Annotated in this window: 21 protein-coding genes and 2 tRNA genes; 12 read left to right on the forward strand and 11 right to left on the reverse strand. The window is 72.3% G+C overall.

Annotation, left to right across the window (positions count from 1 at the left end; translation table 11 throughout):
* Window positions 1-76: 76 nt before the first annotated feature.
* Window positions 77-153, reverse strand: a tRNA-Pro gene (locus IE108_RS10210).
* Window positions 154-314: 161 nt separating this feature from the next.
* Here IE108_RS10210 and IE108_RS10215 point away from each other — a divergent pair.
* Window positions 315-385: transfer RNA gene (locus IE108_RS10215), tRNA-Gly, on the forward strand.
* 68 nt (window positions 386-453) lie between these two features.
* On the opposite strand, the gene IE108_RS10220 is transcribed toward IE108_RS10215, so the two are convergent.
* Window positions 454-648 carry a hypothetical protein gene (locus IE108_RS10220; protein WP_053130833.1) on the reverse strand — a complete coding sequence of 65 codons (195 nt, stop codon included), beginning with the start codon at window positions 646-648 and terminating at the stop codon, window positions 454-456.
* 662 nt (window positions 649-1310) lie between these two features.
* Here IE108_RS10220 and IE108_RS10225 point away from each other — a divergent pair.
* Window positions 1311-2483, forward strand: coding sequence for an acyltransferase family protein (locus IE108_RS10225; protein ID WP_064727876.1), 1173 nt, complete (start codon window positions 1311-1313; stop codon window positions 2481-2483).
* On the opposite strand, the gene IE108_RS10230 is transcribed toward IE108_RS10225, so the two are convergent.
* Both IE108_RS10230 and IE108_RS10235 read right to left on the reverse strand, forming a co-directional pair.
* Entirely contained in the window at window positions 2480-3004 is a 525-nt protein-coding gene (locus IE108_RS10230; RefSeq protein ID WP_161341972.1) for an HD domain-containing protein, read from the reverse strand. The two genes, IE108_RS10225 and IE108_RS10230, sit on opposite strands and share 4 nt — an antisense overlap.
* Window positions 3005-3017: 13 nt before the next feature.
* Window positions 3018-4208: a PP2C family protein-serine/threonine phosphatase gene (locus tag IE108_RS10235; protein ID WP_064727878.1), complete on the reverse strand. Its 1191-nt coding sequence runs from the start codon at window positions 4206-4208 to the stop codon at window positions 3018-3020.
* Between the two features lie 163 nt (window positions 4209-4371).
* Between IE108_RS10235 and IE108_RS10240 the strand changes: the two genes are divergently transcribed.
* Window positions 4372-5634 (forward strand): GNAT family N-acetyltransferase, encoded by a 1263-nt coding sequence (locus IE108_RS10240; protein WP_064727879.1) that lies wholly within the window; start codon window positions 4372-4374, stop codon window positions 5632-5634.
* Between the two features lie 7 nt (window positions 5635-5641).
* On the opposite strand, the gene IE108_RS10245 is transcribed toward IE108_RS10240, so the two are convergent.
* Both IE108_RS10245 and IE108_RS10250 read right to left on the reverse strand, forming a co-directional pair.
* Complete coding sequence (locus tag IE108_RS10245; RefSeq protein ID WP_064727880.1) at window positions 5642-6463, reverse strand: Fpg/Nei family DNA glycosylase; 822 nt, start codon at window positions 6461-6463, stop codon at window positions 5642-5644.
* Window positions 6464-6532: 69 nt separating this feature from the next.
* Window positions 6533-7018: a ribose-5-phosphate isomerase gene (locus IE108_RS10250; protein ID WP_064727881.1), complete on the reverse strand. Its 486-nt coding sequence runs from the start codon at window positions 7016-7018 to the stop codon at window positions 6533-6535.
* A gap of 205 nt (window positions 7019-7223) precedes the next feature.
* Here IE108_RS10250 and IE108_RS10255 point away from each other — a divergent pair, with 205 nt between their 5' ends.
* Window positions 7224-8681: an amino acid permease gene (locus tag IE108_RS10255; RefSeq protein WP_064727882.1), complete on the forward strand. Its 1458-nt coding sequence runs from the start codon at window positions 7224-7226 to the stop codon at window positions 8679-8681.
* An 88-nt stretch (window positions 8682-8769) separates the two neighbouring features.
* On the opposite strand, the gene IE108_RS10260 is transcribed toward IE108_RS10255, so the two are convergent.
* The gene (locus IE108_RS10260) at window positions 8770-9360 is read right to left on the reverse strand and encodes a biotin transporter BioY (RefSeq protein ID WP_064727883.1); all 591 of its coding nucleotides are present in this window, start codon (window positions 9358-9360) and stop codon (window positions 8770-8772) included.
* A 328-nt stretch (window positions 9361-9688) separates the two neighbouring features.
* On the opposite strand from IE108_RS10260, the gene IE108_RS10265 reads away from it, so the two are divergent.
* From IE108_RS10265 to IE108_RS10275, 3 genes are all read left to right on the forward strand, one after another.
* Window positions 9689-11071: an amino acid permease gene (locus tag IE108_RS10265; protein ID WP_064727884.1), complete on the forward strand. Its 1383-nt coding sequence runs from the start codon at window positions 9689-9691 to the stop codon at window positions 11069-11071.
* 151 nt (window positions 11072-11222) lie between these two features.
* Window positions 11223-11864 carry a superoxide dismutase gene (locus IE108_RS10270; protein ID WP_064727885.1) on the forward strand — a complete coding sequence of 214 codons (642 nt, stop codon included), beginning with the start codon at window positions 11223-11225 and terminating at the stop codon, window positions 11862-11864.
* Window positions 11865-12056: 192 nt separating this feature from the next.
* Window positions 12057-12284, forward strand: a complete 228-nt coding sequence (locus IE108_RS10275) for a hypothetical protein (RefSeq protein ID WP_159394605.1) — start codon at window positions 12057-12059, stop codon at window positions 12282-12284.
* Here the strand turns inward: IE108_RS10275 and IE108_RS10280 are convergent.
* Window positions 12271-12909 carry a mycothiol-dependent nitroreductase Rv2466c family protein gene (locus IE108_RS10280; RefSeq protein ID WP_064727887.1) on the reverse strand — a complete coding sequence of 213 codons (639 nt, stop codon included), beginning with the start codon at window positions 12907-12909 and terminating at the stop codon, window positions 12271-12273. The two genes, IE108_RS10275 and IE108_RS10280, sit on opposite strands and share 14 nt — an antisense overlap.
* A 144-nt stretch (window positions 12910-13053) precedes the next feature.
* Between IE108_RS10280 and pepN (IE108_RS10285) the strand changes: the two genes are divergently transcribed.
* The 3 genes from pepN (IE108_RS10285) to IE108_RS10295 all read left to right on the forward strand — a co-directional run bounded on the left by pepN (IE108_RS10285) (window position 13054) and on the right by IE108_RS10295 (window position 20554).
* Complete coding sequence (pepN, locus tag IE108_RS10285; RefSeq protein ID WP_064727888.1) at window positions 13054-15624, forward strand: aminopeptidase N; 2571 nt, start codon at window positions 13054-13056, stop codon at window positions 15622-15624.
* A 216-nt stretch (window positions 15625-15840) separates the two neighbouring features.
* Window positions 15841-16905, forward strand: a complete 1065-nt coding sequence (locus tag IE108_RS10290) for a hypothetical protein (protein ID WP_064727889.1) — start codon at window positions 15841-15843, stop codon at window positions 16903-16905.
* 352 nt (window positions 16906-17257) lie between these two features.
* Window positions 17258-20554: a S8 family serine peptidase gene (locus tag IE108_RS10295; protein WP_189397612.1), complete on the forward strand. Its 3297-nt coding sequence runs from the start codon at window positions 17258-17260 to the stop codon at window positions 20552-20554.
* Window positions 20555-20639: 85 nt separating this feature from the next.
* Here the strand turns inward: IE108_RS10295 and IE108_RS10300 are convergent, their stop codons facing one another.
* Both IE108_RS10300 and IE108_RS10305 read right to left on the reverse strand, forming a co-directional pair.
* Window positions 20640-21398 carry a hypothetical protein gene (locus tag IE108_RS10300; protein WP_064727891.1) on the reverse strand — a complete coding sequence of 253 codons (759 nt, stop codon included), beginning with the start codon at window positions 21396-21398 and terminating at the stop codon, window positions 20640-20642.
* 1 nt (window position 21399) lies between these two features.
* Window positions 21400-21936 carry an RNA polymerase sigma factor gene (locus IE108_RS10305; RefSeq protein ID WP_107420153.1) on the reverse strand — a complete coding sequence of 179 codons (537 nt, stop codon included), beginning with the start codon at window positions 21934-21936 and terminating at the stop codon, window positions 21400-21402.
* 274 nt (window positions 21937-22210) lie between these two features.
* On the opposite strand from IE108_RS10305, the gene IE108_RS10310 reads away from it, so the two are divergent.
* Window positions 22211-23227: an aspartate-semialdehyde dehydrogenase gene (locus IE108_RS10310; protein WP_064727892.1), complete on the forward strand. Its 1017-nt coding sequence runs from the start codon at window positions 22211-22213 to the stop codon at window positions 23225-23227.
* Here IE108_RS10310 and IE108_RS10315 read toward each other — a convergent pair.
* A complete protein-coding gene (locus IE108_RS10315; RefSeq protein ID WP_064727893.1) occupies window positions 23224-23721 on the reverse strand; it encodes a DUF1203 domain-containing protein in 498 nt (165 codons plus the stop codon). The genes IE108_RS10310 and IE108_RS10315 overlap by 4 nt on opposite strands.
* 112 nt (window positions 23722-23833) lie before the next feature.
* Here IE108_RS10315 and pepN (IE108_RS10320) point away from each other — a divergent pair, with 112 nt between their 5' ends.
* Entirely contained in the window at window positions 23834-26410 is a 2577-nt protein-coding gene (pepN, locus tag IE108_RS10320) for an aminopeptidase N (protein WP_064727894.1), read from the forward strand.
* Window positions 26411-26425 lie beyond the last annotated feature (15 nt).

The raw sequence follows: 26425 nt of genomic DNA on the forward strand, positions 1-26425 counted from the left end.
TAACGGCAGCGACTACACGGCCCAAAAGGCGATCACCGGCGCTCGTGCGCGGGGGATCAACGGTGATCGGCCGAGGTGGTCGGGGTGGCGGGATTTGAACCCACGGCCTTCCGCTCCCAAAGCGGACGCGCTACCAAGCTGCGCCACACCCCGTCTGGTGCGACACGTAGGGTACATGCCGCCGGCCACGGGTACCTCAGGGTTTCCCGGCGCCGCGCCCGGCCCGGCGCGGACCGGAAGGGGTGTGCGGTGAGGGGGGCCGACCCGCTACGATGCCTCCAGTGCCGCGGTCACCGACCTGCGGCGCGTGCTGTGCGGGCGTAGCTCAATGGTAGAGCCCTAGTCTTCCAAACTAGCTACGCGGGTTCGATTCCCGTCGCCCGCTCCGAGAGGCCTCCGGCCCGGTCCCCCAGGGGATCGGGCCGGAGGTCTTCGTGCGTCCGGGGGCGGGTCCTAGAACTGGATCGAGTTGATCGTGTCCGCTATCGAGTTCAGGAACCGCTGGATGTCGTCGGCCATGCCGGTCGAGGCCAGGAAGAAGCCGAAGAGGACCGCGACGATGGCCGGCCCCGCCTTGATGGAGCCTCCCCGCAGCAGCACCACCAGGATGATTGCCAACAGCAGCACCACTGACAGTGAAATGGCCACAACTGATCACACCCTCGGTCGGTCCGCTCTCCCGGCCCGGGGGTGCCACACCGCACACCCCCGCCAGAACCATCGTGCCACCAACCGGGCCTCGTCATGCGGCGGGTGACACATCGTCCGGCCGGTTCCGGGTGACTCGGTGCCCCTCGCGGGCGGGCCCACCCCACGATCGCACCGCGTACAGGAATTCGACAGGCCACCCGTACGTGGAATTCCGGACAGTTCGTTTCCATGCCCACACATCGCGTTCGCAGGTAATTCGAATTGTCGCGGGGGCCACAGCGCCGCCCCCATCACAGGGAGATCACAGGATCACCCACGGGTTCCGTAAGGGCATTGAAGGGGACATTCCAGCGGAGTCGCCCGCCGGTCTTATGCGGCGTTTAGTCGTGATGTGTCATGACAAGTGGGGTGCGTCCGCGGCCCGTAGGCGTACGGAGTACCCGGCCATGTGGGTGCCGTCACGCGAACGGCGGCGTCGACTTCCGGGAAATGCGGGGTATCCGAGGGACACCCGTGAGTCGAATAACAGGAATGACGTCGAGGGTTTTACGGAAACACACGGAGAACGCTAGGGTGCCTCAGATGTTCTACGCTGCCCCGTCCCCCACCAGAGCAGCGAGGTCCTGTGACGACTCGCCGAGTTCCCGGCGGGGGGTCGCATGACGAGCTCGCTGCGATCGCACGGTGACCGGAAAACGCCGTCACCTCCGGACCAGCAGACCCAGCGCCCCCAGCCGAGCCGCCAGCGGGACGCGTTCTTCGACAACGCCAAGTACCTGGCGATCGTGCTGGTCGGGATCGGCCACGCCTGGGGTCAGATCCTGGACGGGAACCGGACCGTGGAGACCCTCTACCGGGTCCTGTACACGTTCCACATGCCGGCGTTCATCGTCATCTCCGGCTACTTCTCCCGCAGTTTCGACCTGAGCCCCCGGCGCGTGAAGCGGCTGATCACCGGGGTCGCCGTGCCGTACGTCGTCTTCGAGATCGCGTACACGCTGCACCGCCGCGCCAGCGAGGACCCGCAGAGCGACTTCAGCCTGCTGGACCCCACCTATCTCCTGTGGTTCCTGTGCGCGCTGTTCGTCTGGCGGCTGACGACGCCGATCTGGCAGACGATCCGCTGGCCGCTGCCGATCTCGCTGGCCATCGCGGGGCTCGCCTCCGTGACGCCCAGCATCGGCAACGACCTGAACATGCAGCGGGTGCTGCAGTTCCTGCCGTGCTTCGTGCTGGGTCTCGTACTGCGCCCCGAGCACTTCCGGCTGGTGCGCCGCCGTGCCGCGCGGATCGCCGCCGTGCCGGTCGTCGCGGCGGCCGTGGCCGTCGCCTGGTGGTCGGTGCCGCGCATGGAGACCGGCTGGTTCTACCGCAACGCCGCCATGACCGACACCGGCCTGCCCTGGTGGTCCGGGGCGATCGTGACCATCGCGCTCTTCGGCTGCTCGGTCGTGCTGACCGCCTGCTTCTTCGCCTGGGTGCCGGGCCGCCGCATGTGGTTCACGGCGCTCGGCGCGGGCACGATCTACGGCTACCTGCTGCACGGCTTCCTGGTGAAGGAAGGCAGCTACACGGACTGGTTCAAGCAGCCGCTGCTGGACCAGCCGCTCGGCGAGATCGGGCTCACCGTCCTCGGCGCGGCCGTCGTCACCCTGTTCTGCACCAAGCCGGTCCAGCGGGCCCTGCGGTTCGTCGTGGAGCCCAAGATGGACTGGGCCTTCCGGAGCGACCCCGGGGCGGCCGCCCGCGGACGCGGGGAGCAGGAGAGCAAGGCCCAGCCGCGGCCGGCCGCGGCCGCACCCAGCAGGGAAGACGAGAAGGTCTCCGTCTAGCGGAGCGGTCCGCGGGACCGCTCCGCCCCGGGCCGGGTGCCCGGTTCGACCAGGCCGAGGAGTGCGCGCATCCGCGTGTACTTCTCGGTCAGCCGGGTGCGGGTGGGCCCGTCGAGGACCGCGAGGCGCGCCGGATCCGCGTTGTGCGCCAGGTCCGCCTCCTTGACCAGGGCCGCGCCGGGCGTCGAGAGGATGCGCTCCGCGTACGCCTCGGGGGCCTCCCCCGGCCGCCTGGTGAGGGCGAGGACGATGTCCTTGGTGCGCCGGCTCAGCGCGGCTTCGTTCAGCCATCGCTCGGAGACCGCGTCGTCCTCGACGGCGTCGTGGAGCCAGGCCGCCATGATCTGCTCGTCGTCGCCGCCGCGTCGCCGTACGCCGGCGGCCACGGCCTCCAGGTGTTCGGCGTAGGGCCGGCCGGCCTTGTCGGTCTGGCCGGCGTGGGCCGCCCGTGCGACGGCCTCGACCTCGGCGGGGGTGAGCGGCGGGGCGGACCGCGGGGTACGTGGTGGTGAAGGGGACACGGGGTCCACTGTGTCAGCCGGCCGCCGGCGGCGCCGCCTGGGCCGTCGGGCCCTCGCGGCTGATCAGCAGGAGCGCCCGGTCGTCGTTGACGTCCTTGGCCACCGCCTCGATGAGGTGCCAGGCGGCGCCGTGGAAACCGCCCGCGACGTAGCGGTCGGCCTCGCCGGTGAGCCGGTCGATGCCCTCGGCGATGTCGCGGTCGGAGGTCTCCACCAGGCCGTCCGTGAACAGCATCAGCACGTCTCCGGGCCGCAGCGAGCCCTTCACCTGGTCGAACTGGGCGCCGTCGTACACGCCGAGGAGCGGTCCCTCGGCCGACTTCTCCTCCCAGCGGCCGGTGCCGGCGCTGAGCTGGAGGCCCGGGGGATGCCCGGCGGAGTACAGCTCGTAGTCGCCGGAGTCGAGGTCCAGGACGAGGTGGATGGAGGTGGCGAAGCCCTCGTCCCAGTCCTGGCGCAGCAGATAGCCGTTGGCGGCCGTGAGGAAGGCGTGCGGCGGGAGGCTGCCGAGCAGTCCGCCGAACGCGCCCGACAGCAGCAGGGCGCGCGAGGCGGCGTCCATGCCCTTGCCGGACACGTCGGTGAGGACGACCTCCAGCGTGCGGCCGCCGTTGGTGCGGGCGGCGACGACGAAGTCGCCGGAGAAGGACTGGCCGCCGGCCGGGCGCAGGGCCATCTCCCGGTGCCAGCCCTTCGGCAGCTGGGGCAGCTTGCTCTGGACGCGGATGCGTTCGCGCAGGTCGAAGAGCATGGTGCCGCCGCGCCGCCAGGGGACGCCGACCCGGCTGCGGAACTGGGCGACGAGCAGCCCGAAGAACCCGCAGGCCGCGACGGTCAGGACGACGCCCGGGGTGACCCGGGACGGGCCCTCGGTGTACGGGCCGAGCTGTATGGACTCCACGATCAGCGCGGTGGCCGCCGCCGCGTACAGGCCGAGCAGGCTCGCGGGGCGCAGCAGCAGGCCGCCCGCGACGATCGGGATGACGAGCGCGGACGGTGAGCACCACACGGAGTTCACCATGGTGGTGGCCGCGATGACGGGGACCGTCAGCAGCAGTCCGGCGAGCGCGATCCAGTCCGAGCCGTCACCGCGGAAGTAGTCGACCGCGGATCTGCGCACGCCGACGCGGGCCCGGTGCCACTGCTTCTTCCACCGGGCCGTGAACGTCTCGGCCGCCGCGCGCCGCTGTCGTCCTGCTGCCATTAGTTCGGGACCCTATCCATCGGACCGGCCGCTTGGCACGGGAGGTCCCACTTGTCCCCCGTCCGAGGCCCGACTTCACAGTGAACTTCACGAACGGCCCGCGCGCCGCACCCCTGCGGAAATTGCCTCGCTCCGTTCCGCACCGCCCTGGTACGCATGCCGCATGGAACGCACCACGGGCAGGGACGGCGACGACACGACGAGCGGGCCGCGGGTACTGCGGCGTGAGGAGTGGGACGGCTGGTACGGGTCGCTGATCCGTGCCTTCGGCGGGGTCCCGGAGGCCGACGAGGAGACGGCGCTGTTCCGGGAGCTGACGCGGACCGAGCGCTCGATCGGGGTCCGGGAGGACGGGGACTGGGTCGGGACGGCGGGGGCGTTCGACTTCCGGCTGACCGTGCCGGGCGGGGCGGCGGTGGCCGCGGCCGGCGTGACGATGGTGAGCGTCGCCGCCACGCACCGGCGGCGCGGTGTGCTGACGTCGATGATGCGGCGGCAGCTGGACGACGTACGGTCCTGGGGCGAGGCGGTGGCCGTACTGACCGCCTCCGAGCCCGCGATCTACGGCCGGTTCGGGTACGGCGCGGCGACCTTCCAGGTCAACGCGGAGATCGACACCGACCGGGTCCGGCTGTCGGTGCCGCCGGGCACGGATGACGTACGGCTCGCGTACGCGGCGCCCGCCGACGTGCTCGACGCGTGCGAGGCGGTGTTCGCGCGGCAGGTTCCCGGGCGGCCCGGGATGCTCGCCCGGCGGCCGGGCTGGGACCGGCTGGCGCTGCTCGATCCGGAGAAGGACCGGGACGGCGCCTCGCCGTTGCAGTGCGTGGTCGCCCGCCGGGACGGGGAGGTCACCGGGTACGCGCGGTTCCGGGTGCGGCCGGACTGGGAGCCCGCGGGGCCCAGGGGCACGGTGGTGCTGGACGAGCTGGCGGGGCTGGACGCGGCGACCGAGGCGGCGCTGTGGCGGTTCCTGTTCGACGTCGACCTGACCTCGACCCTGACGGCGCGCGGGCGACCGGTCGACGAGGCGTGGCAGTACCAGGTGTCCGACATCAGGCGGTGCCGGCCGGCCCTGCGGGACGCGCTGTACGTCCGGCTGGTGGAGGTGGGGGCGGCGCTGGCGGCGCGGACCTACCGGGCGCCGGTGGACGTCGTGTTCGAGGTCGAGGACGCCTTCTGCCCCTGGAACGAGGGGCGTTGGCGGCTGAGCGGCGACGCCAAGGGCGCGTCCTGCGAGCGTACGTCCGACGCCCCTGATCTCTCCCTGTCCGTACGGGAGTTGGGCGCCGCCTACCTGGGCGGTGTGGGCCTGGCGTCGCTGGCCGCGGCCGGGCGGGTGCGGGAGGTGCGGTCCGGGGCGCTGGCGGAGGCGTCGGTGGCGTTCGGGTCGGACGTCGCGCCGTGGCTGCCGTACGGCTTCTGAGCGGCGCTCAGTTCTTCTGGCAGGTGGGGCACCAGAAGAGGTTGCGGGCGGCGAGGTCCGCGGTGCGGATCGCGTCGCCGCACAGGTGGCAGGAGAGGCTGGCCCGGCGGTAGACGTAGACCTCGCCGCCGTGGTCGTCGACGCGGGGCGGGCGGCCCATGGCCTCGGGGGTGTGCTCGGGCCGGACGGTGTCGATGCGGTTGTTGCGCACGCCCTCGCGCATGAGGGCGGTGAGGTCGTGCCAGATGGTGTCCCACTCGGCGGGGGTGACGGCCTTGCCGGGCCGGTACGGGTCGATGCCGTGGCGGAAGAGGACCTCGGCCCGGTAGACGTTGCCGACGCCGGCGATCACCTTCTGGTCCATGAGCAGGGCGGCGATGGTGCTGCGGCTGCGGGAGACGCGGCGGTAGGCGGCCTCGGGGTCGGCGTCCGGGCGCAGGGGGTCGGGGCCGAGGCGGTCGTGTATCGCCCGCTTCTCCGGCTCCGTGATCAGTGCGCAGGTGGCGGGGCCGCGCAGGTCGACGTAGGCGGTGTCGTTCACGAGGCGCAGGCGGACGGTGTCCGTGGGCGGGGGCGGCGGGGCGGCGCCGAAGGCGACCTTGCCGAAGAGGCCGAGGTGGATGTGGACCCAGTGGGCGGGTCCGGGGGCGCCGAAGCCGAGGAAGAGGTGCTTTCCGTGGGCCTCGGTGCGGGTGAGCGGGGTGCCGTCGAGGAGGGCGGCGGAGTCGGCGAACTTGCCCTGGGGGCTGGTGACGCGGGGGGCCGGGGCGTCGGTGAAGGCGGCTGCGTAGTCCTGGGCCAGCCGGTGGATGGTGTGCCCCTCAGGCACGGGGGTGTCCTTTCCTGGCCTCGCGCGCCCCGGCGCTCGCGCACCGGGGCGGCGGCACTGCCGGCGCCGTTACTGCTGCGGGTGGTGGGCCGGGATCGGCGGGAGGTCGCCCGTCGTCTCGTAGGAGGACAGCATGTCGATGCGGCGGACGTGGCGCTCGTCGCCGGAGAACGGGGTGGCGAGGAAGGTCTCGACGAACTTCGTCGCCTCGTCGCGCGTGTGCATGCGGGCGCCGACGGCGACGACGTTGGCGTCGTTGTGCTGGCGGCCGAGGGCGGCCGTCTCCTCGCTCCAGGCCAGCGCCGCGCGCACGCCCTTCACCTTGTTGGCGGCGATCTGCTCGCCGTTGCCGGAGCCGCCGATCACGATGCCGAGGGAGCCGGGCTCGGCCGCCGTGCGCTCGGCGGCGCGGAGGCAGAACGGCGGGTAGTCGTCCTGGGCGTCGTAGATGTGCGGGCCGCAGTCGACGGGGTCGTGGCCCGCCGCCTTGAGCCACTCGACGAGGTGGTTCTTGAATTCGAAGCCCGCATGGTCGGAGCCGAGATACACGCGCATGCGACGAGTGTGACATGGGCCCCAGGCGGGGGCCGCGTCGGGTGTCGGCCCTGAAAGGGGCTGGTGAAACTATGGAAGCTCAGGGAAAGCTCAAGTAACGATCCGGATTCAAAGGTTCCCCAATTCGTTCGCCTCCGTTTCACTGGTCCGGCTCGTACACCGCTCGTACGGGAAAGTGCACGACCGGCGCAAAGGAAAACCCCCCATGACTTCGCAGCCGACCTTGACCAAGCCCGAGGACGGGCCGACGGGACCCGGCGAACCCGGGTCCGGGCTTCAGGCAGGGCTCAAGAACCGCCATCTGTCGATGATCGCCATCGGCGGTGTCATCGGAGCCGGACTCTTCGTCGGCTCCAGCTCGGGAATCGCCACCGCGGGCCCCGGCATCCTCCTCTCCTACGCCCTCGTCGGCACGCTCGTGGTGCTGGTGATGCGGATGCTGGGAGAGATGTCCGCCGCCAACCCCACCTCCGGCTCCTTCTCCGCGCACGCGGACCGGGCGCTGGGTCCCTGGGCCGGCTTCTCCATCGGCTGGCTCTACTGGTTCTTCTGGGTCGTGGTCCTGGCCGTGGAGGCGACCGCCGGGGCCGTGATCCTGGAAGGCTGGATACCGGCCGTGCCCCAGTGGGGCTGGGCCCTGATCGTGATGGTGGTCCTGACCGCCACCAACCTCGTCTCCGTCGGCTCCTACGGCGAGTTCGAGTTCTGGTTCGCCGGCATCAAGGTCGTCGCCATCGCCGCCTTCATCGTCGTCGGCGGGCTGGCCGTCTTCGGCCTGCTGCCCGGCGCCGACACCGACCAGGCGGGACTGGCCAATCTGACCGAGCACGGCGGCTTCCTGCCGAACGGCGCGGGCGCGATCCTGACCGGTGTGCTGCTGGTCGTCTTCTCCTTCATGGGCAGCGAGATCCCGACCCTGGCCGCGGGCGAGTCCGAGGACCCGCAGCGCGCCGTCACCAAGGCGACCAACAGCATCATCTGGCGGATCGGCGTCTTCTACCTGGGCTCGATCTTCGTCGTGGTCGCGCTGCTGCCCTGGGACTCGCAGGCGATCGTCGACAAGGGCTCGTACGTGGCCGCCCTGGACTCGCTCGGTATCGCGAACGCCGGTCAGATCATGAACTTCATCGTGCTGACCTCGGTGCTCTCCTGCCTGAACTCCGGGCTCTACACGGCCTCCCGCATGGCCTTCTCGCTCGGCCGGCGCGGTGACGCGCCCAAGGCCTTCGCCCGCACGACCTCGCAGGGCGTGCCGCGGACGGCGATCCTCGTGTCCGTGGTGTTCGGCTTCGTCGCCGTCTTCTTCAACTACGAGTTCCCGGACTCCGTCTTCCTCTTCCTCGTCAACTCCTCCGGCGCCGTGGCCCTCTTCGTCTGGCTGGTGATCTGCCTCTCGCAGCTGCGGATGCGCAGGATCATCGAGGCGGAGGCGCCGGAGAAGCTGGTGGTGCGGATGTGGCTGTTCCCGTACCTGACCTGGGTGGCCGCGGCCGTCATCGTCTTCGTGCTCGGCTACATGCTCACCGACACCGAGAACAACGGCCGCACGACCGTGCTGCTGTCGCTGCTCGTCGCGGCGCTCGTCATCGCCGTCGCCCTGGTCAAGCAGCGGGTCACCGCGCGCAAGGCCGTGGCCGAGCGGGCCGTCGCCGAGAAGGACTGACCCCCGCCCGCACCCCGGGACGCGAAAAAGGGGCTCGCCCGGTCGCAGCCGCGACCGGGCGAGCCCCTTTTCGTGCGCCGCCGCGCGCCTAGCGCTTGCCGGCCAGCTTCCACGCGGCGGGCAGGGCGCCCATCGCGAGCGCGGCCTTCAGCGCGTCGCCGATCAGGAACGGCGTGAGGCCGGCCGCGATCGCGGCGGTGAGGGACATGTCCGCGGCCAGGGCCAGGTACGGCACGCCGACGGCGTAGATGATCGCCTCGCCGAGCAGCATCGTGCCGGCCATGCGCAGCACCGAGCGGTCGGCGCCGCGGCGGGCCAGGGCGCCGACCACCGTGGCGGCGAGCAGCATGCCGAAGACGTAGCCGAGGGAGGGGGCCGCGGTGCCGGAGCCGCCCTCGGCGAACCACGGCACGCCGGCCATGCCGACCAGGGCGTAGAGCGCGAGCGAGAGCAGGCCGCGGCGCGCGCCGAGCGCGGTGCCGACGAGCAGCGCCGCGAAGGTCTGGCCGGTCACCGGCACCGGGGAGCCGGGCACGGGCACCGCGATCTGGGCGGCGAGGCCGGTGAGCACGGCGCCGCCGGCCACGAGCGCAACGTCCCGGACGCGGGAGGAGGGGAGGAGGTCGGCGAGGACCTGCCCGGAACGGACGGTGGCGGTGGGGACTGCGGCGGTGCTCATGGGGACTCCGCGGTGGTGTGGACATGTCGGGACAGCGCGACGCTATCCCAGCGGGCCGGGGGCGATCACCAGCAGCGCCCGACAAAGGCGCGATCGGCGCGTTGGTGGGCTCCCGACAAAGGCGCGGGATACACCCGCTCCCGGGTGACACCGGTCACGGAGTGGATGAGGCGGGCGTCACGGACAAGCGGAATCCCGCATTCGGACGATCACGTTCCGTATCGGCATCGTCCGTATCGTGGGCAGCCGCTGTCGCCCACCCGCCCCACCCCGGAGACTGTGGGCGTTTTTGCCCTGCCCCTCCCCCACGCATCGGACGAGCCGCTCCATGTCCAACAGCACCACCACCGAGGCGTCGCCGCGGACGGACGACGCCGCCCTCTCCCACGGCCTCAAGCAGCGCCACCTGTCGATGATCGCCCTCGGCGGCGTGATCGGCGCCGGGCTGTTCGTCGGCTCCGGAGCCGGCATCGCCGCCGCCGGGCCCTCCATCGTCGTCGCCTACGCCCTCTCCGGCCTCCTCGTGATGCTGGTGATGCGGATGCTGGGCGAGATGTCCGCCGCGTATCCCTCCTCGGGCTCCTTCTCCGCCCACGCCGAGCGGGCGATCGGCCCGTGGGCCGGGTTCACCGCGGGCTGGGCGTTCTGGGTGCTGCTGTGCACCGCCGTCGGCCTGGAGGGCATCGGCGCGGCGCAGATCGTGCACGGCTGGCTGCCGGGCACGCCCGAGTGGGCGTGGGTGGCGCTGTTCATGGTGGTGTTCTGCGGGACCAACCTGGCCGCGGTGAAGAACTTCGGCGAGTTCGAGTTCTGGTTCGCCGCCCTCAAGGTCGGCGCGATCTCGCTGTTCCTGGTGCTGGGCGTGCTGGCGATCGCCGGCGTCCTGCCGGGCACCGACGCCCCCGGCACCTCGCACCTCGGCGACTTCATGCCCAACGGCGGCGACGGCCTGATCATCGGCCTGCTCGCCTCGGTCTTCGCCTACGGCGGCCTGGAGACGGTGACCATCGCGGCGGCCGAGTCGGAGAACCCGGTCAAGGGCGTGGCGAGCGCCGTGCGCACGGCGATGTGGCGGATCGCGCTCTTCTACGTCGGCTCGATGGCCGTCATCGTCACCCTGGTCCCCTGGGACTCCCCCGAGGTGGTCGAGAAGGGCCCGTACGTCGCCGCCCTCGACGAGCTGGGCATCCCGGGCGCCGGCCAGCTCATGAACGTCGTCGTGCTGGTCGCGCTGCTGAGCGCGATGAACGCCAACATCTACGGCGCCTCGCGCATCGGCTACTCGCTGGTCGAGCGCGGCCAGGGCCCGAAGGCGCTCGGCCGGGTGTCGGGAGGGGTGCCCAGGACCGCGGTGCTGGCCTCCTCCCTCTTCGGTTTCGGCTGCGTCCTGCTCAGCTACTGGCGGCCGGACGACGTCTTCTCCTGGCTGCTGAACATGATCGGCGCGGTCATCCTGGTCGTCTGGATCTTCATCGCCGTCGCCCAGCTGCGACTGCGCCGCCGCCTGGAGCGGGAGGCGCCCGAGAAGCTGGTCGTGCGCATGTGGGGCTTCCCGTGGCTGACGTGGGTGGCGCTGGCGGGCATGGCCGCGGTCTTCGTCCTGATGGCCCGCGAGCCCGACACGCGGGTGCAGCTGTACTCGACGGGCGGGATGACGCTGGTCCTGGCGGCCGTCGGCTACGCGCGGCAGCGGCGGCGGGCACGCCGCTAGCGCACCGACCGGTTCTCCCGAAGGCCCCCGCACGCACGCGTGCGGGGGCCTTTCCCGTCCCTTCCGCCCCGCCCCTCCGCGCTTCCGGATCAACCTGCTGCTAGCGTGCACTTGCAAGCCTTTTGCAATAAGAGGTCGGAGGGGATCCGCCATGTCCGTCTACACGCTTCCTGAACTGCCGTACGACTACTCCGCGCTGGCCCCCGTGATCAGCCCCGAGATCATCGAGCTGCACCACGACAAGCACCACGCGGCCTACGTGAAGGGCGCCAACGACACGCTGGAACAGCTCGCCGAGGCGCGGGACAAGGAGTCGTGGGGTTCGATCAACGGCCTGGAGAAGAACCTGGCCTTCCACCTCTCCGGGCACATCCTGCACTCGATCTACTGGCACAACATGACCGGTGACGGCGGCGGTGAGCCCCTGGACAAGGACGGCGTGGGCGGGCTGGCCGACGCGATCGCCGAGTCGTTCGGCTCCTTCGCCGGTTTCAAGGCGCAGCTCACCAAGGCCGCCGCGACGACGCAGGGCTCCGGCTGGGGCGTGCTCGCCTACGAGCCGCTCAGCGGCCGGCTCATCGTCGAGCAGGTCTACGACCACCAGGGCAACGTCGGCCAGGGCTCGGTGCCGATCCTGGTCTTCGACGCCTGGGAGCACGCCTTCTACCTCCAGTACAAGAACCAGAAGGTGGACTTCATCGACGCCATGTGGGCCGTCGTGAACTGGCAGGACGTGGCCAAGCGCTACGAGGCCGCCAAGGCCCGCACCGACGTGCTGCTGCTGGCGCCCTGAGCCCTCCGAGTCGTCCCGCCTCGTGATCGTCTTCTCACCCTTCACGGCGGCGGGCGGAATGAGGGAAGCCCCCGCGAGGACATGACTCGCGGGGGCTTTCCGTGCGCCGGGCGCCGGGCGCCGACGGGAACTGGTGACCGCCGGCCGGCGGAGGCTTCCCGGTGGCGGTGGTTCCGGGTCACAGTGTCCGGCATGGGTCTTCCGAACCGGCGATGCCCCAACTGCGGGGACAGCGACCAGGACTTCCGCCCGCTCGACGGCGCCGAGCGGGCGTACGCGCTCACCCTCGCGCAGGTGTGCAGGGCCGACCTGGGAAAGTACCGGCGCTGTGCACGCGAGGGCTGCGTGCGGGTGCAGTCCTACTTCAGCTGGAAGTCCGGCTTCGACCTGCCGGACTCCTTCCGGCCTACAGGTTGCTGAAGTCCGGGCCCTTGGTGCGGGTCCGCTTGATCTCGTAGAAGCCCGGGACCGAGGCCACCGCGAGGGTGCCGTCCCACAGCCTGGCGGCCTCCTCGCCCTTGGGGGCCGGGGTGACGACCGGGCCGAAGAAGGCGACCTGGCCGCCGTCCGCGCCGGGGACGGCGATGACCGGGGTGCCGACCTCCTGGCCGACCTTGTCGATGCCCTCCTGGTGGGAGGCGCGCAGCTGCGGCTCGTAGGGCGTGTCGTCCCAGTGGTCCATGAGGGACTCGGGCAGGCCGACGTCCTTCAGGGCGGCGGCGACCGTCTCGCGGCCCGGGCCCTGCTCCTGGTTGTGGATGCGGGTGCCGAGCGCGGTGTACAGGTCGCCGAGCACCTCGGCGCCGTGCTCCTCCTGGGCCGCGATGACCACGCGGACCGGGCCCCAGGCCTTGACCTCCAGCATCTCGCGGTACTCGTCGGGCAGCTCGTCGAGCTTGTCCTCGTTGAGCACGGCGAGGCTCATCAGGTGCCAGCGGACCTCGATGTCGCGGACCTTCTCCACCTCCAGGACCCAGCGTGAGGTCATCCAGGCCCAGGGGCACAGGGGGTCGAACCAGAAGTCGACGGGAGTCTTGTCCGACATGTCTCTCCTCGTGAGGCGCACAAGCAGGCTTTTCCGTGGGAACACGGCCGGGCACCCCGCTCATTCCCGGGCTGCCGCATGTCAGGGGCACATGGCAGGATCGGTGCTGTCCGCATACTGAACACATCCGAGGGAGTGCCGCCCGTGCCCGGTGAGAATCTGTCCCGCGACGAGGCCCGGGAGCGGGCCGCCCTGCTGTCCGTCGACGGGTACGAGGTGTCCCTCGACGTGCGCTCGGCCGTCGGCGACGCGGAGGGCGAGGGCCCGCGCACCTTCCGTTCGGTCACCACGATCCGCTTCCGCTGCAACGAGCCCGGCGCGAGCAGCTTCGCCGACCTGGTCGCCCCGAGCGTCACCGCGCTCTCCCTCAACGGCCGCGACCTGGACCCGAGCGAGGTCTTCGACGGCACCCGGATCGCCCTGGAGGACCTGGCCGCCGACAACGAGCTGGTAGTCGACGCCCGGTGCGCCTACTCCCGCACCGGTGAGGGCCTGCACCGCTTCGTCGACCCCGAGGACGGCGAGGTGTACCTGTACACGCAGTACGAGCCGGCCGACTCCCGCCGGGTCTTCGCCAACTTCGAGCAGCCGGACCTGAAGGCGCCGTACCGCTTCGAGGTGCGGGCGCCCGAGGAGTGGACGGTGTGGTCCAACGGCGCGGGGGAACGGGCCGACGGGGTGTGGCGGTTCGCGGAGACGAAGCCGATCTCGACGTACATCACCTGCGTCGTCGCGGGCCCGTACCACTACGTGACGGACTCCTACGAGCGGACCCTGGCGGACGGCACCCGGCTTCAGATCCCGCTCGGGGCCATGTGCCGCAAGGGGCTCGCCCCGCACTTCGACGCCGACGACGTCTTCCTGATCACCAAGCAGGGCCTGGACTTCTTCCACGACCGCTTCGACTACCCGTACCCCTTCGGCAAGTACGACCAGGCCTTCGTGCCCGAGTACAACCTCGGCGCGATGGAGAACCCGGGCCTGGTGACCTTCCGGGAGGAGTACATCTTCCGCGGGAAGGTGACGCAGGCGTCCTACGAGGGCCGCGCCAACACGATCCTGCACGAGATGGCGCACATGTGGTTCGGCGACCTGGTCACCATGGAGTGGTGGGACGACCTGTGGCTGAAGGAGTCCTTCGCGGACTTCATGGGCGCGTTCGCCAACGTCGGCGCGACCCGCTTCGAGAACGCCTGGATCACCTTCGCCAACCGCCGCAAGGCCTGGGCCTACCGCGCCGACCAGCTCCCCTCCACGCACCCGGTCACGGCGGACATCCGCGACCTGGAGGACGCCAAGCTCAACTTCGACGGCATCACGTACGCCAAGGGCGCCTCGGTGCTCAAGCAGCTGGTGGCCTACGCGGGCCAGGACGCCTTCCTGGAGGGCGCGCGCCGGTACTTCAAGCGGCACGCGTACGGCAACACGCGGCTGGGTGATCTGCTGTCGGTCCTCGAGGAGACCAGCGGGCGGGACATGGCGGCCTGGGCCCGCTCCTGGCTCCAGACGGCTGGCGTCAACTCGCTGACCCCGCAGGTGCTGCTGAGCCCCGAGGGCCGCGTCGACGAGCTGGCCGTCGTGCAGGAGGCGGCGGAGTCGCACCCCGAACTGCGCCCGCACCGCGTCGCGGTGGGCCTGTACCGCCGTACCCCGCAGGGCGCCCTCGAGCGGTACGCGCGCGCCGAGGCGGACGTCGAGGGGCCGCGCACGGTCGTCACCGAGCTGGCCGGCGCGGAGGCGCCCGAGCTGGTCCTGGTCAACGACGACGACCTGACGTACTGCAAGACCCGCTTCGACGAGACCTCGCTGGCCACCCTTCGGGAGCACCTGGGCGCGCTGACGGACCCGCTGGCCCGGGCCCTGTGCTGGTCGGCGCTGTGGAACATGACGCGGGACGCGCTGCTGCCGGCCCGGGACTTCATCGCTCTGGTGCTGCGGTTCGCGGGGCGCGAGTCCGGCATCGGTGTGCTCCAGATGCTGCACGCCTGGGCGGAGTCGGCGCTGGTGCACTACGCGGCCCCCGAGTGGCGGGCGACCGGCGCCCGGCTGCTCGGCGAGGGCGCGCTGCGGGAGCTGCGGGACGCGGCGCCGGGCGGCGAGCAGCAGCTCGCGTGGGCGCGGTTCCTCGCGGCGGTGGCGTCCGGCGAGGCCGAACTGCGCCTGCTGCGCAGGCTGCTGGACGGCACCGAGAAGATCGAGGGCCTGGACGTCGACCAGGAGCTGCGCTGGGCCTTCCTCGCCCCGCTCGCGGCGCACGGCGCGGCGGACGAGGCGGTGCTGGCCGCCGAGCTGGCCCGCGACGACACCGCCTCCGGCAAGCGCCACCAGGTGCGCTGCCTGGCCGCCCGCCCGTCGGCGGCGGTGAAGGCGCAGGCCTGGGCGCAGGTCGTGGAGTCGGACGCGCTGTCCAACGCGCTGGTGGAGGCGACCATCGCGGGCTTCGCGCAGCCCTCGCAGCGGGAGCTGCTCGCGCCGTACTCGGAGAAGTACTTCGCGGCGATCGAGCGGGTGTGGGCCGACCGGTCCATCCAGATCGGGATGGACGTGGTGCGGGGACTGTTCCCGTCCTTCATGGACTCCCCGGCCACGCTGGAGGCGACGGACGCGTGGCTGTCCGCGCACGAGGACGCGGCGCCGGCACTGCGCCGCCTGGTCCTGGAGGCACGGGACGACCTGGCGCGGGCGCTGCGGGGGCAGGCGTGTGACAGGGGGTGAGGTGCCTCTTGAGGCACTGATCTCTGGCCAATGATTTGGCGCTCCGTCATCGTTACGGAATCCGGTCAGCGGCAGCCGTAACCCCTGGACCGCACCTCGGCGGACCAGGGGTTTTCGGCATCCGAACACCCGTCCTTTAGGACGGGCTTGTCCTGGTTCGGCGATGAGCGTGTAACAGGGGTTAAGGGAGGGATCGGGCGCGGGAAACCCCGGGGCATGACGCACAACACCCCGCTCTCCCCCCGCCCCCTGCACGACCTGGCGCACGGCCGGCGCCGGCTGATGACGGCCGCCCAGCTCCGGGCGCACGGCGTCTCCGCCGCCGAGGCCAACGAGCGGTGCCGGCCCGGCGGACCCTGGCGCCGGCTGCTGCCGAACGTGGTCCTGCTCCACCCGGGCCCGCCGACCGGCGACGAGCGCCTGCACGCGGTGCTGCTCTACGCCGCGCGGGAGCGCACGGCCGGCGCCGTCCCCGGCGTCACCGCCGCCGTGCCCCTCCAGCCGGGCGGCGAGCACCCGCCCGCCCCCGCCTACGCGGAGGCGATGATCACGGGGCTGGCCGCGCTGACCCTGCACGGCGTCTCGGCCGCTCCACCGCTGCCGTCCCTGGAGGTCATCGACGTGCTGGTGCCGCGGCTGCGCCGGCTGCGGTCGACGGGGTGCGCGCGCATCGTCCGCACGGCCGCGCTGCCCACGCCGCAGGAGGTCACCGGGGTGCCGGTGGCGCCGGTGGCGCGGGCGCTGGCCGACGCGGTGGCGGAGCCGACGGACGCGGAGGCGGTGCGGCGGCTGCTGACCGAGGCGGTGCGCGGCGGGCACTGCGAACCGGCCGCGGTGGTGCGGGAGCTGAACCGGGCGCGGCTGCTGAGCCGGCCGCACGTGGTGGACGCGGTGGACTCGCTGGTCGCCGAGGGGCGGGCGCTGGCCGAGCAGCGCCTGTACCGGATGGTGCGGGAGCACGGCCTGCCCGAGCCGGTCTGGAACGTCGACCTGCGCCTGCCCGGCGGCCCCCACCTGGGCGGTGTCGACGCGTTCTGGCCGGACCAGGGGGTGGCCCTGGAGCTGGACACCCGCGCCCACCGGCAGCAGGAGGACGACGCGGTGTGGGCGGAACATGTGCGCAAGCGGGAGCACTTGGAGCGGCTGGGTATTACGGTCGTGCACCTCACCCCGCGCAAACTGCGGGACTCGCCGGAGCATCAGGCGACCGTCGTACGGACGGCGTTGATGGCGGCGGCGGACAGGGAACCCGCCGCCTATGTCGTGGTGCTGCCCCGGTAGTGACGAAGGGGCGGGCACCAGGAGGGGAGAGGAGGGGCCGCGGGGCACGACGCCCGCGGCCCCTCCTCATGCCGTCGGGATGCCGTCGGGATGCCGTCGGGCCCCGCCGAGGCCGACCCGGCGCCCACCGCGGCGGCGGGCCTCCCGGGAATGTCATGACCCGCCCCTTGTGTCCCTGATGGCGCATGGCGGAAGTACGCCATGACTCCTTCCCGTCCCGGACAACTCTCCCCAAACAGTTATCCCTTGCGTAAAGCTGAGCGGTCGTCCGGGATCGGATTCCGGACTGCCGCGGTCGGGGCCGGTCTGCCCCGGTCGTTCCCGCACGTTCCTTTACCTACAAGGGATGCTGATGACCCACACCCCCCAGCGCGAACCGATACCGGGCAGGAGACGCGCGGCCCGCATCGCCGTGGCCGCGGGCCTCGTCGCCGCGCTCGCCGCGGCCGGGCCGGTGCCCGCCGCCCTCGCCGCCGACGGCCCGGCGGCCGCTCCGCCCACCGACGCCGCCGTCAAGTCCGCGCCCGACAAGCTCGGTTCGGACGACGCGGACCGGCTGGCCGAGGCGAAGGCGGACGGCGAGAAGAACGTCACGATGATGGTCGCCACCGCGCCGGGCGGGACCGAGCGGGTGGCGAAGGACCTGGACGCGGTCCCCGGCGGCAGCGTCGGGCGGACCTACGACGAGCTGGGCTACGTCCGCGCCACCGTCCCCACCGCCCAGGCTGACGCGGCCATCGCCGCCGCCGCGAAGCTCTCCTCCGTGCACGGCATCGACCTGCGCGCGGAGATCCCGCTGGACGACCCGACGCCGAGCGCGGACCGGGCGAAGGGCGCCGAGCACCACAAGGGCCGCTCCTACCCGGCGCCGGACCGCCGCACCCCCGCCGAGAACCCGTACAACCCGTCGTTCGAGACGGGCGCCGTCGACTTCGTGGAGAAGTACCCGAAGGCGGACGGCCGCGGCGTCACCATCGGCATCCTGGACTCGGGCGTGGACCTCGGGCACCCGGCGCTGCGGACCACCACCACCGGCGAGCGCAAGATCGTGGACTGGGTCACCGCCACCGACCCGGTCGTCGACGGCGACCGCACCTGGCGGCCCATGACCACCTCGGTCTCCGGCCCCACCTTCACCTACGGCGGCAAGACCTGGACGGCTCCCGCGGGCTCGTACCGGGTCAGCACCTTCCTGGAGTCGTACACCGCCGGCGGCGACGCGGCCGGCGACGCCAACCGGGACGGCGACACCACCGACTCCTGGGGCGTCCTGTACGACGCGAACGCCGGCACGGTCCGCGTCGACCTGAACGGCAACCACGACTTCGCCGACGACACCCCGATGAAGCCCTACAAGGACGGCTTCCAGGTCGGGTACTTCGGCACGGACAACCCGAAGACGGACGTGGCCGAGCGCCAGCCGTTCGTGGTCGAGATCCGCAAGGACGTCGTCGTCGACGGCGCGGGCACCAAGGCCGACTTCGTCAACATCGGCGTCATCGAGTCCGAGCACGGCACGCACGTGGCCGGACTCACCGCCGCCAACGGCCTGTTCGGCGGCCGGATGGACGGTGCGGCGCCCGGCGCGAAGATCGTCTCCTCGCGCGCCTGCACCTGGAGCGGCGGCTGCACCAACGTCGCGCTCACCGAGGGCATGATCGATCTGGTGGCCAACCGCGGCGTCGACATCGTCAACATGTCGATCGGCGGCCTGCCCGCGCTCAACGACGGCAACAACGCGCGCGCCGCCATCTACACCCGGCTCATCGACGAGTACGGCGTCCAGCTCGTCATCTCGGCGGGCAACTCGGGCCCCGGCGCCAACACCATCGGCGACCCCGGCCTCGCCGACAAGGTGATCTCCGTGGGCGCGTCCATCTCCCGCGAGACCTGGGCCGCCAACTACGGCTCCCAGGTGCGCACCGAGTACGCGATGATGCCGTTCTCCTCGCGCGGCCCGCGTGAGGACGGCGGGTTCACGCCGACGCTGACCGCGCCCGGCGCCGCGGTCAACACCATCCAGACCTGGATGCCCGGCGCGCCGGTCCCGGAGGCGGGCTACGCCCTGCCGGCCGGCTACGGCATGCTCCAGGGCACCTCGATGGCCTCCCCCCAGGCCGCCGGCGCCTCCGCCCTGCTGCTGTCCGCCGCGAAGCAGGCCCGCCTGGACCTCACGCCGGCGAAGCTGCGCACGGCGCTGACCTCGACCGCCGACCACATCAGCGGTGTGCAGGCGTACGAGGAGGGCGCGGGGCTGATCAACGTCCCGGACGCCTGGCGCGCGATCCGCGAGGGCGCCACCGCCCACGAGTACACCGTCCAGGCCCCGGTCGACACCGCGATCGACCAGTTCCTGAAGACCCCGGGCAAGGGCACCGGACTCTACGACCGCGAGGGCGGCCTGAAGGCCGGCGAGCGCAGGACGTACGAGATCACGCTCACCCGCACCACCGGATCCGACCGGGCGGTCCGGCACGAGCTGGAGTTCGAGAACAACGCCGGGCGCACCTTCCGGATCGTCGGACCCGACGAGGTGCGGCTGCCGCTGAACGAGCCGGTGACCGTCAAGGTCGAGGCCCGGCCCGGGTCCGCCGGGCTCAAGAGCGCCATCCTGGAGGTCGACGACCCCCGCACCGAGGGCGTCGACAAGCAGGTCCTCACCACGGTCGTGGTCTCGGCGCCGCTGAAGTACGACGTCTCCGCCAAGGGCTCCGTGCAGCGCAACGCCACCACGTCCTACTTCGTGACCGTCCCCGAGGGCGCGAAGACGCTGGAGGTGGCGATGAGCGGGCTGAAGGACGGGAGCCAGACCCGGTTCATCGCCATCCACCCGTACGGCGTCCCGGTCGACAACACCTCCACGCCGTACTGCTACAACAACTACCTCGACGGCAACGGCTGCCGGCCCGACGTGCGCGCGTACGCCGATCCGCAGCCCGGCGTCTGGGAGATCGAGGTCGAGTCGCGGCGCACCTCGCCGCTGCTGGACAACCCGTACAAGCTGGACGTCACCGTCCTCGGCGCCGTCTTCGACCCGGAGACGGTAACCGTGCCCGAGGCGAAGGCCGGCACGCCGTCCGACGTCTCCTGGAAGGTGACCAACCGCTTCGCCCCGCTGGAGGGCAGACTGACCGGCGGCCCGCTCGGCTCGTCCGAGACGTCCCGTCCGTCCATCGCCCAGGGCGGGACGGCCACCTCCACGGTCGAGGTGCCCGAGGGCGCCGACTCGCTGGACGTCGCCATCGGCGGGGTCTCCGACGCCGCCGCCGACCTGGACCTGACGGTCTACGGCGCGGACGGCGCCGTGGTCGGCCAGTCCGCCGACGGCGACTCCGAGGAGTCCGTCTCCGTCGCGAAGCCGGCCGCCGGCACGTACACCGTCGAGGTCGCCGGCTACTCGGTGCCCTCGGGCAGCACGGAGTACGACTACCGGGACGTGTTCTTCGCCGCGACGCTCGGCTCGGTCACCGTGGACGACGGCGCCTCGGTGCGGCTCGGCACGGGCGCCTCGGCGACGGTCACCGCCCAGGTGACGGCGCTGGCCGCCGCCCCGGAGGGCCGTGAGTTCTTCGGCCGGGTCCAGCTGGTCAACGCCCACGGCACGGCCGCGGGCCTCGGCAGCGTGCGGATCGGGAAGGTCGTGCCGTAGTCCGGTGCGGCAGGCGACGGGCGGGCGCTCCTTCGGCGGTGCCCGCCCTTTCGCCGTCCCGGGGGCCTGCCGGGGCCCTGCCGGGTCAGTCGCAGGTCAGGGTGCGGGACTCGGCGAGGGACGCCCTGATCACGGCGGCTTCGGCGGCGACGGCCCGGCGGCCGGTGATCACGGTGTCCGGGGTGTCCCCGTACCGGGGGATGCCGATGAGCACGCGGTCGCCCCGGGCGAGGCGTGCGGTGGCGTCGTCCAGTACGAAGGTGACCGGTTCGCCGCCCCGCTCCCCCGGTCCGTCCGCCTTGTAGGCGCGGGTGACGTCCAGGGTGATCCGGTGCCGCCCGGTGCCCGGCACGGATTCGGCGCCGGTCACCGTGCCCTCGGCCACCAGCCGGGCGCAGGCGAGGTAGCGGGGGCTGCCGAAGGCGACGCCGGACGCCGCGGAGCCCGCCCCCTCGTCGCCCGCCACGCCCTTGCCGGCCGCGTCGTCAAAGGCCCCGCCCCCGCCCTGCGCCCCCAGCCAGCCGAGGCCCGCCACCAGCGCGCCCGCGCAGGCCACCGCGAGAGCACCGAGGGCCGGGGCGAGGAAGCGCCGGCGCGGACGGGCGGGGGGCGCCTGCCGGGCCCGGAGCCCGGGGGGCGGGTCGGACAGCGCCGTGCCGATGAGCCCCAGCTGTTCCCGCAGCAGCGCCACGTCGGCCGCCGCGGACCCGTACGCGCGCCGGTCCCCGGAGTCCGCGTCCGGCGGCAGCGTCTCGCCGGTGATCGCCGCCATCAGCGCGTCGTACCCGCCGCCGGCGTCGCCGCCGTGCCCCGCGTACCCCTCGGGGTGTTCCTCGGCGGCCATCTCACACCACCTCGTCCTCGTGCAGGCGGGCCCGCAGTGCCCGTACCGCCGTGTGCAGCCTGCTCTTGACCGTGCCCTCGGGGATGCCCAGCTCCTCCGCGATGCCGCGCACCGGCAGGTCGGCGAAGAAGCGCAGTACGACCACCTGACGCTGGATGTCGGGCAGCTCGTCGAGACCCTGGGCGACGGCCAGCGAGAGCACGCTGGTCTCCTCGCCGGAGGGGTGCTCGGCCTGGCGCAGCGCGGCCAGGCGCTCCCCCAGCCGGTCCTGGCGGCGCCGGGCGCGGTGCCAGTCCATGGCCAGGTTGGAGGCGACGACCGCCGCCCAGGCCGACACGTCGCGCGGCGCCTCCCGGCCGCTCGCCGTCCGCTCCAGCAGCCGCAGGCGGACCTGCTGCACCCCGTCCGGCAGGTCGGCCTGCGGCACGCCGCCGAGCGCGAGCACCGCCCGCACCCGGCGCTCCTGAGCCGCGTTCAGCGGGTCGCCGCGTCCGGCGTCCCCCTGCCCGCGGCGGATCCTTCCGCGCAGCACCGCCACCCCTCCCCCGGGCCCTGTCCCCGCGTCCCCCCTATGACGCCGGGGCGGGCCGAAAGGTTCGGCCGGGCGGGCGTCCGGCGGCCAGAGGCGTACGTCACATCGTCGTGTGCGGTGGGGCGGGGTGGGCAGGGGCCCAGCGTGCCGTCCCGTCCCAAGGTTCGGGCACCCGGGGCAAAGGATTGGACAGGCGGGCCGGGCTTCGCCCCATGATGGAAAAGTCTCGGCCGAGCAAAGCGCGCGTGAAGACACGCGCACAACCGGAGAAGGAGTCACCGTGAGGGTCGGAATCGTCGGAGCCACCGGTCAGGTGGGCACGGTCATGCGCAGGATCCTCACGGAGCGCGACTTCCCGGTCACCGAGCTGCGCCTGTTCGCCTCCGCGCGCAGCGCCGGCAAGGAGCTGGACGGCGTGACCGTGGAGGACGCGGCCACGGCCGACTACTCCGGCCTGGACATCGTGCTGTTCTCCGCGGGCGGCGCCACCTCCAAGGCGCTGGCCGAGAAGGTCGCCTCGCAGGGCCCCGTCGTGATCGACAACTCCTCCGCCTGGCGCCGCGACCCCGAGGTGCCGCTGGTGGTGTCCGAGGTGAACCCGCACGCGATCGCGGACCGCCCCAAGGGCATCATCGCCAACCCGAACTGCACCACGATGGCCGCGATGCCGGTGCTGCGCCCGCTGCACGCCGAGGCCGGCCTCGAAGCCCTCGTCGTCGCCACCTACCAGGCGGTCTCCGGTTCCGGTCTGGCCGGCGTGGACGAGCTGTTCGAGCAGGTCCAGAAGGTCGGCGCGGACGCGCCCAAGCTCACCCACGACGGCTCGGCGGTGGAGTTCCCGAAGCCCGACAAGTACGTGGCGCCGATCGCGTACAACGTGCTGCCGCTGGCCGGCTCCATCGTCGACGACGGTCTGCACGAGACGGACGAGGAGCAGAAGCTCCGCAACGAGTCCCGGAAGATCCTGGAGATCCCGGAGCTGAAGGTCTCCGGCACCTGCGTGCGCGTCCCCGTCTTCAGCGGCCACTCGCTCCAGATCAACGCGCGCTTCGCCCGCCCGCTCTCCGTGGCCCGCGCCAAGGAGCTGCTGGCCGGCGCCCCCGGCGTCGCCCTCACCGAGGTGCCGACTCCGCTGGAGGCGGCCGGGCAGGACCCGTCCTACGTCGGCCGCATCCGCCAGGACGAGACCGTGGAGAACGGCCTCGCCCTGTTCGTCTCCAACGACAACCTGCGCAAGGGCGCGGCCCTGAACGCGGTGCAGATCGCGGAGCTGGTGGCGGCGGAGCTGAAGGGCTAGGGCCTGGGGGGCCGACCCCGCCTCACCTCGTAGAGGAAGCAGCCGTACTCGACGGCCCGGACGTGGACGAACTCCACGGCCGGGTCGTCGAACGCTTCCCGGAGGGCGGGATCGAAGTCGCCGGCCCCGCCGGTCAGCCGCCCGCCGAGGATGCGCCCCTCGGCCGAGTAGCGGCGCAGCACGCGGTGGGCGTCGGTGAAGGCGAGGCCGTCCCCGCCGGGCGCCGCGCACTGCTCGGCGAGGGCGTGGACGAAGACCGGGCCCTGCTCGTCGTAGGCGCCCGGGTCGGCGCCCGTCCGGGCGGCCCGGCGGCGCAGGGGGGCGTAGGAGACGAGGGCGATGCTCTCCCCGGGTGCGCTGCGGCGCAGGCAGCAGCGCAGGGGCGAACCGCCCTCGGTGTCGGTGAGCGTCTCGGGGGGCCGGCCCGCGTCGTCGCGGGTGCGCAGTTCCTCCAGGGCGGCCGGCGGGATCGGGTGTGCGGTGTACTGCTGCATGGCCCCAGGCTCGCTCCCGCCCGGCCGGTCCACCGGCGGTAAATGGACATCGCGTTCCGTGCGGGCCACGTGGAAGGATGGCGCAACCGACACATAACGAGGAGATGACCGCGTGCCTGGCACAAACCTGACTCGCGAAGAGGCGCGGCAGCGGGCGACGCTGCTGAGCGTCGACTCGTACGAGATCGATCTCGACCTCACCGGCGCGCAGGAGGGCGGCACCTACCGGTCCGTGACCACGGTGCGCTTCGACGTCGCGGAGGGCGGTGGCGACTCCTTCATCGACCTGGTCGCGCCGACCGTCCACGAGGTGACGCTGAACGGCGACGCCCTCGACGCGGACGAGGTGTTCCAGGACTCCCGCATCGCCCTGCCGGGGCTGCTGCCGGGCCGCAACATCCTGCGCGTGGCCGCGGACTGCGCGTACACCAACACCGGCGAGGGCCTGCACCGCTTCGTCGACCCGGTGGACGACCAGGCGTACCTGTACACGCAGTTCGAGGTGCCGGACGCCCGCCGGGTGTTCGCGTCCTTCGAGCAGCCGGACCTCAAGGCGACCTTCCGGTTCACCGTGAAGGCACCCGAGGGCTGGACGGTCATCTCCAACTCGCCGACGCCCGAACCAAAGGACGGCGTCTGGGCCTTCGAGCCGACCCCGCGCATCTCGTCGTACATCACGGCGCTGATCGTCGGCCCGTACCACTCGGTGCACAGCGTGTACAAGAGGGACGGGCAGTCCGTGCCGCTCGGCATCTACTGCCGCCCCTCGCTGGCCGAGCACCTCGACTCGGACGCGATCTTCGAGGTGACCCGGCAGGGCTTCGACTGGTTCCAGGAGAAGTTCGACTACGCGTACCCGTTCAAGAAGTACGACCAGCTCTTCGTGCCGGAGTTCAACGCGGGCGCGATGGAGAACGCCGGCGCGGTGACCATCCGGGACCAGTACGTCTTCCGGTCCAAGGTGACGGACGCGGCGTACGAGGTGCGGGCGGCGACGATCCTGCACGAGCTGGCGCACATGTGGTTCGGCGACCTGGTCACCATGGAGTGGTGGAACGACCTGTGGCTGAACGAGTCGTTCGCCACCTACGCCGAGGCCGCCTGCCAGGCCGACGCGCCCGGCTCGAAGTGGCCGCACTCGTGGACGACGTTCGCCAACCAGATGAAGACCTGGGCGTACCGGCAGGACCAGCTGCCGTCCACGCACCCGATCATGGCGGACATCAACGACCTGGACGACGTGCTCGTCAACTTCGACGGCATCACGTACGCCAAGGGCGCGAGCGTGCTCAAGCAGCTCGTCGCGTACGTCGGCGAGGACGCGTTCTTCCGGGGCGTGCAGGCCTACTTCAAGCGGCACGCGTTCGGCAACACGCGCCTGTCCGACCTGCTCGGCGCGCTGGAGGAGACCTCCGGCCGGGACCTGAAGACCTGGTCGAAGGCGTGGCTGGAGACGGCCGGCATCAACGTGCTGCGCCCGGAGATCGAGACGGACGCGGACGGAGTCATCACCTCCTTCGCCGTCCGCCAGGAGGCCCCCGCGCTGCCCGCCGGCGCCAAGGGCGAGCCCACCCTGCGCCCGCACCGCATCGCGATCGGCGCCTACGACCTCGGCGCCGACGGCCGGCTGGTGCGCGGCGACCGGATCGAGCTGGACGTCGACGGCGAGCGGACGGACGTACCGGAGCTGGTGGGCCGGGCCCGCCCGGCGGTGCTGCTCCTGAACGACGACGACCTGTCGTACGCCAAGGTGCGCCTGGACGAGCAGTCCCTCGCGGTGGTCACCGAGCACCTCGGCGACTTCACCGAGTCGCTGCCGCGCGCGCTGTGCTGGGCGTCGGCCTGGGACATGACCCGGGACGCGGAACTCGCCACCCGGGACTACCTCTCCCTGGTCCTGTCCGGCATCGGCAAGGAGTCCGACATCGGCGTCGTGCAGTCGCTGCACCGCCAGGTGAAGCTGGCCATCGACCAGTACGCCGCCCCGACCGCCCGCGAGACGCTGCTCGCCCGCTGGACCGAGGCCACGCTGGCCCATCTGCGCGCGGCCGAGGCGGGCAGCGACCACCAGCTGGCGTGGGCGCGGGCGTTCGCCGCGACGGCGCGGACGCCGGAGCAGCTGGACCTGCTGGACGCGCTGCTGGACGGCACGCAGACCATCGAGGGACTGGCCGTCGACACCGAGCTGCGCTGGGCGTTCGTCCAGCGGCTCGCGGCCGTGGGCCGGTTCGGCGGCTCGGAGATCGCGGCGGAGTACGAGCGGGACCGGACCGCCGCCGGTGAGCGCCACGCGGCCACCGCGCGTGCCGCCCGGCCGACCGAGGCGGCCAAGGCGGAGGCCTGGGAGTCGGTCGTGGAGTCCGACAAGCTGCCGAACGCCGTGCAGGAGGCGGTCATCGCCGGCTTCGTCCAGACCGACCAGCGCGAGCTGCTGGCGTCGTACACGGAGCGGTACTTCGAGGCGCTGAAGAGCGTCTGGGACTCCCGCTCGCACGAGATGGCGCAGCAGATCGCGGTCGGCCTGTACCCGGCGGTGCAGGTCTCGCAGGAGACCCTGGACCGCACGGACGCCTGGCTGGCCTCGGCCCAGCCGAACGCGGCCCTGCGCCGGCTGGTCTCGGAGTCCCGTTCGGGCATCGAGCGCGCCCTGCTGGCCCAGGCCGCGGACGCGGCGGCGGCCGGCGAGTAGCGGTCTCCCACGGCG

The organism is Streptomyces parvulus (assembly GCF_014648855.1).
Taxonomy (GTDB): Bacteria; Actinomycetota; Actinomycetes; order Streptomycetales; family Streptomycetaceae; genus Streptomyces; species Streptomyces parvulus.

What these genes read in the sequence shown, in the direction of transcription:
- IE108_RS10260 (WP_064727883.1), bottom strand. Translation starts at nt 9,360, where the DNA reads ATGAGCACCGCCGCAGTCCCCACCGCCACCGTCCGTTCCGGGCAGGTC.
- IE108_RS10295 (WP_189397612.1), top strand. Translation starts at nt 17,258, where the DNA reads ATGACCCACACCCCCCAGCGCGAACCGATACCGGGCAGGAGACGCGCG.
- IE108_RS10315 (WP_064727893.1), bottom strand. Translation starts at nt 23,721, where the DNA reads ATGCAGCAGTACACCGCACACCCGATCCCGCCGGCCGCCCTGGAGGAA.
- IE108_RS10240 (WP_064727879.1), top strand. Translation starts at nt 4,372, where the DNA reads ATGGAACGCACCACGGGCAGGGACGGCGACGACACGACGAGCGGGCCG.
- IE108_RS10280 (WP_064727887.1), bottom strand. Translation starts at nt 12,909, where the DNA reads ATGTCGGACAAGACTCCCGTCGACTTCTGGTTCGACCCCCTGTGCCCC.
- IE108_RS10275 (WP_159394605.1), top strand. Translation starts at nt 12,057, where the DNA reads ATGGGTCTTCCGAACCGGCGATGCCCCAACTGCGGGGACAGCGACCAG.
- IE108_RS10235 (WP_064727878.1), bottom strand. Translation starts at nt 4,208, where the DNA reads ATGGCAGCAGGACGACAGCGGCGCGCGGCGGCCGAGACGTTCACGGCC.
- IE108_RS10300 (WP_064727891.1), bottom strand. Translation starts at nt 21,398, where the DNA reads ATGGCCGCCGAGGAACACCCCGAGGGGTACGCGGGGCACGGCGGCGAC.
- IE108_RS10225 (WP_064727876.1), top strand. Translation starts at nt 1,311, where the DNA reads ATGACGAGCTCGCTGCGATCGCACGGTGACCGGAAAACGCCGTCACCT.
- IE108_RS10265 (WP_064727884.1), top strand. Translation starts at nt 9,689, where the DNA reads ATGTCCAACAGCACCACCACCGAGGCGTCGCCGCGGACGGACGACGCC.
- IE108_RS10250 (WP_064727881.1), bottom strand. Translation starts at nt 7,018, where the DNA reads ATGCGCGTGTATCTCGGCTCCGACCATGCGGGCTTCGAATTCAAGAAC.
- IE108_RS10270 (WP_064727885.1), top strand. Translation starts at nt 11,223, where the DNA reads ATGTCCGTCTACACGCTTCCTGAACTGCCGTACGACTACTCCGCGCTG.
- IE108_RS10255 (WP_064727882.1), top strand. Translation starts at nt 7,224, where the DNA reads ATGACTTCGCAGCCGACCTTGACCAAGCCCGAGGACGGGCCGACGGGA.
- IE108_RS10290 (WP_064727889.1), top strand. Translation starts at nt 15,841, where the DNA reads ATGACGCACAACACCCCGCTCTCCCCCCGCCCCCTGCACGACCTGGCG.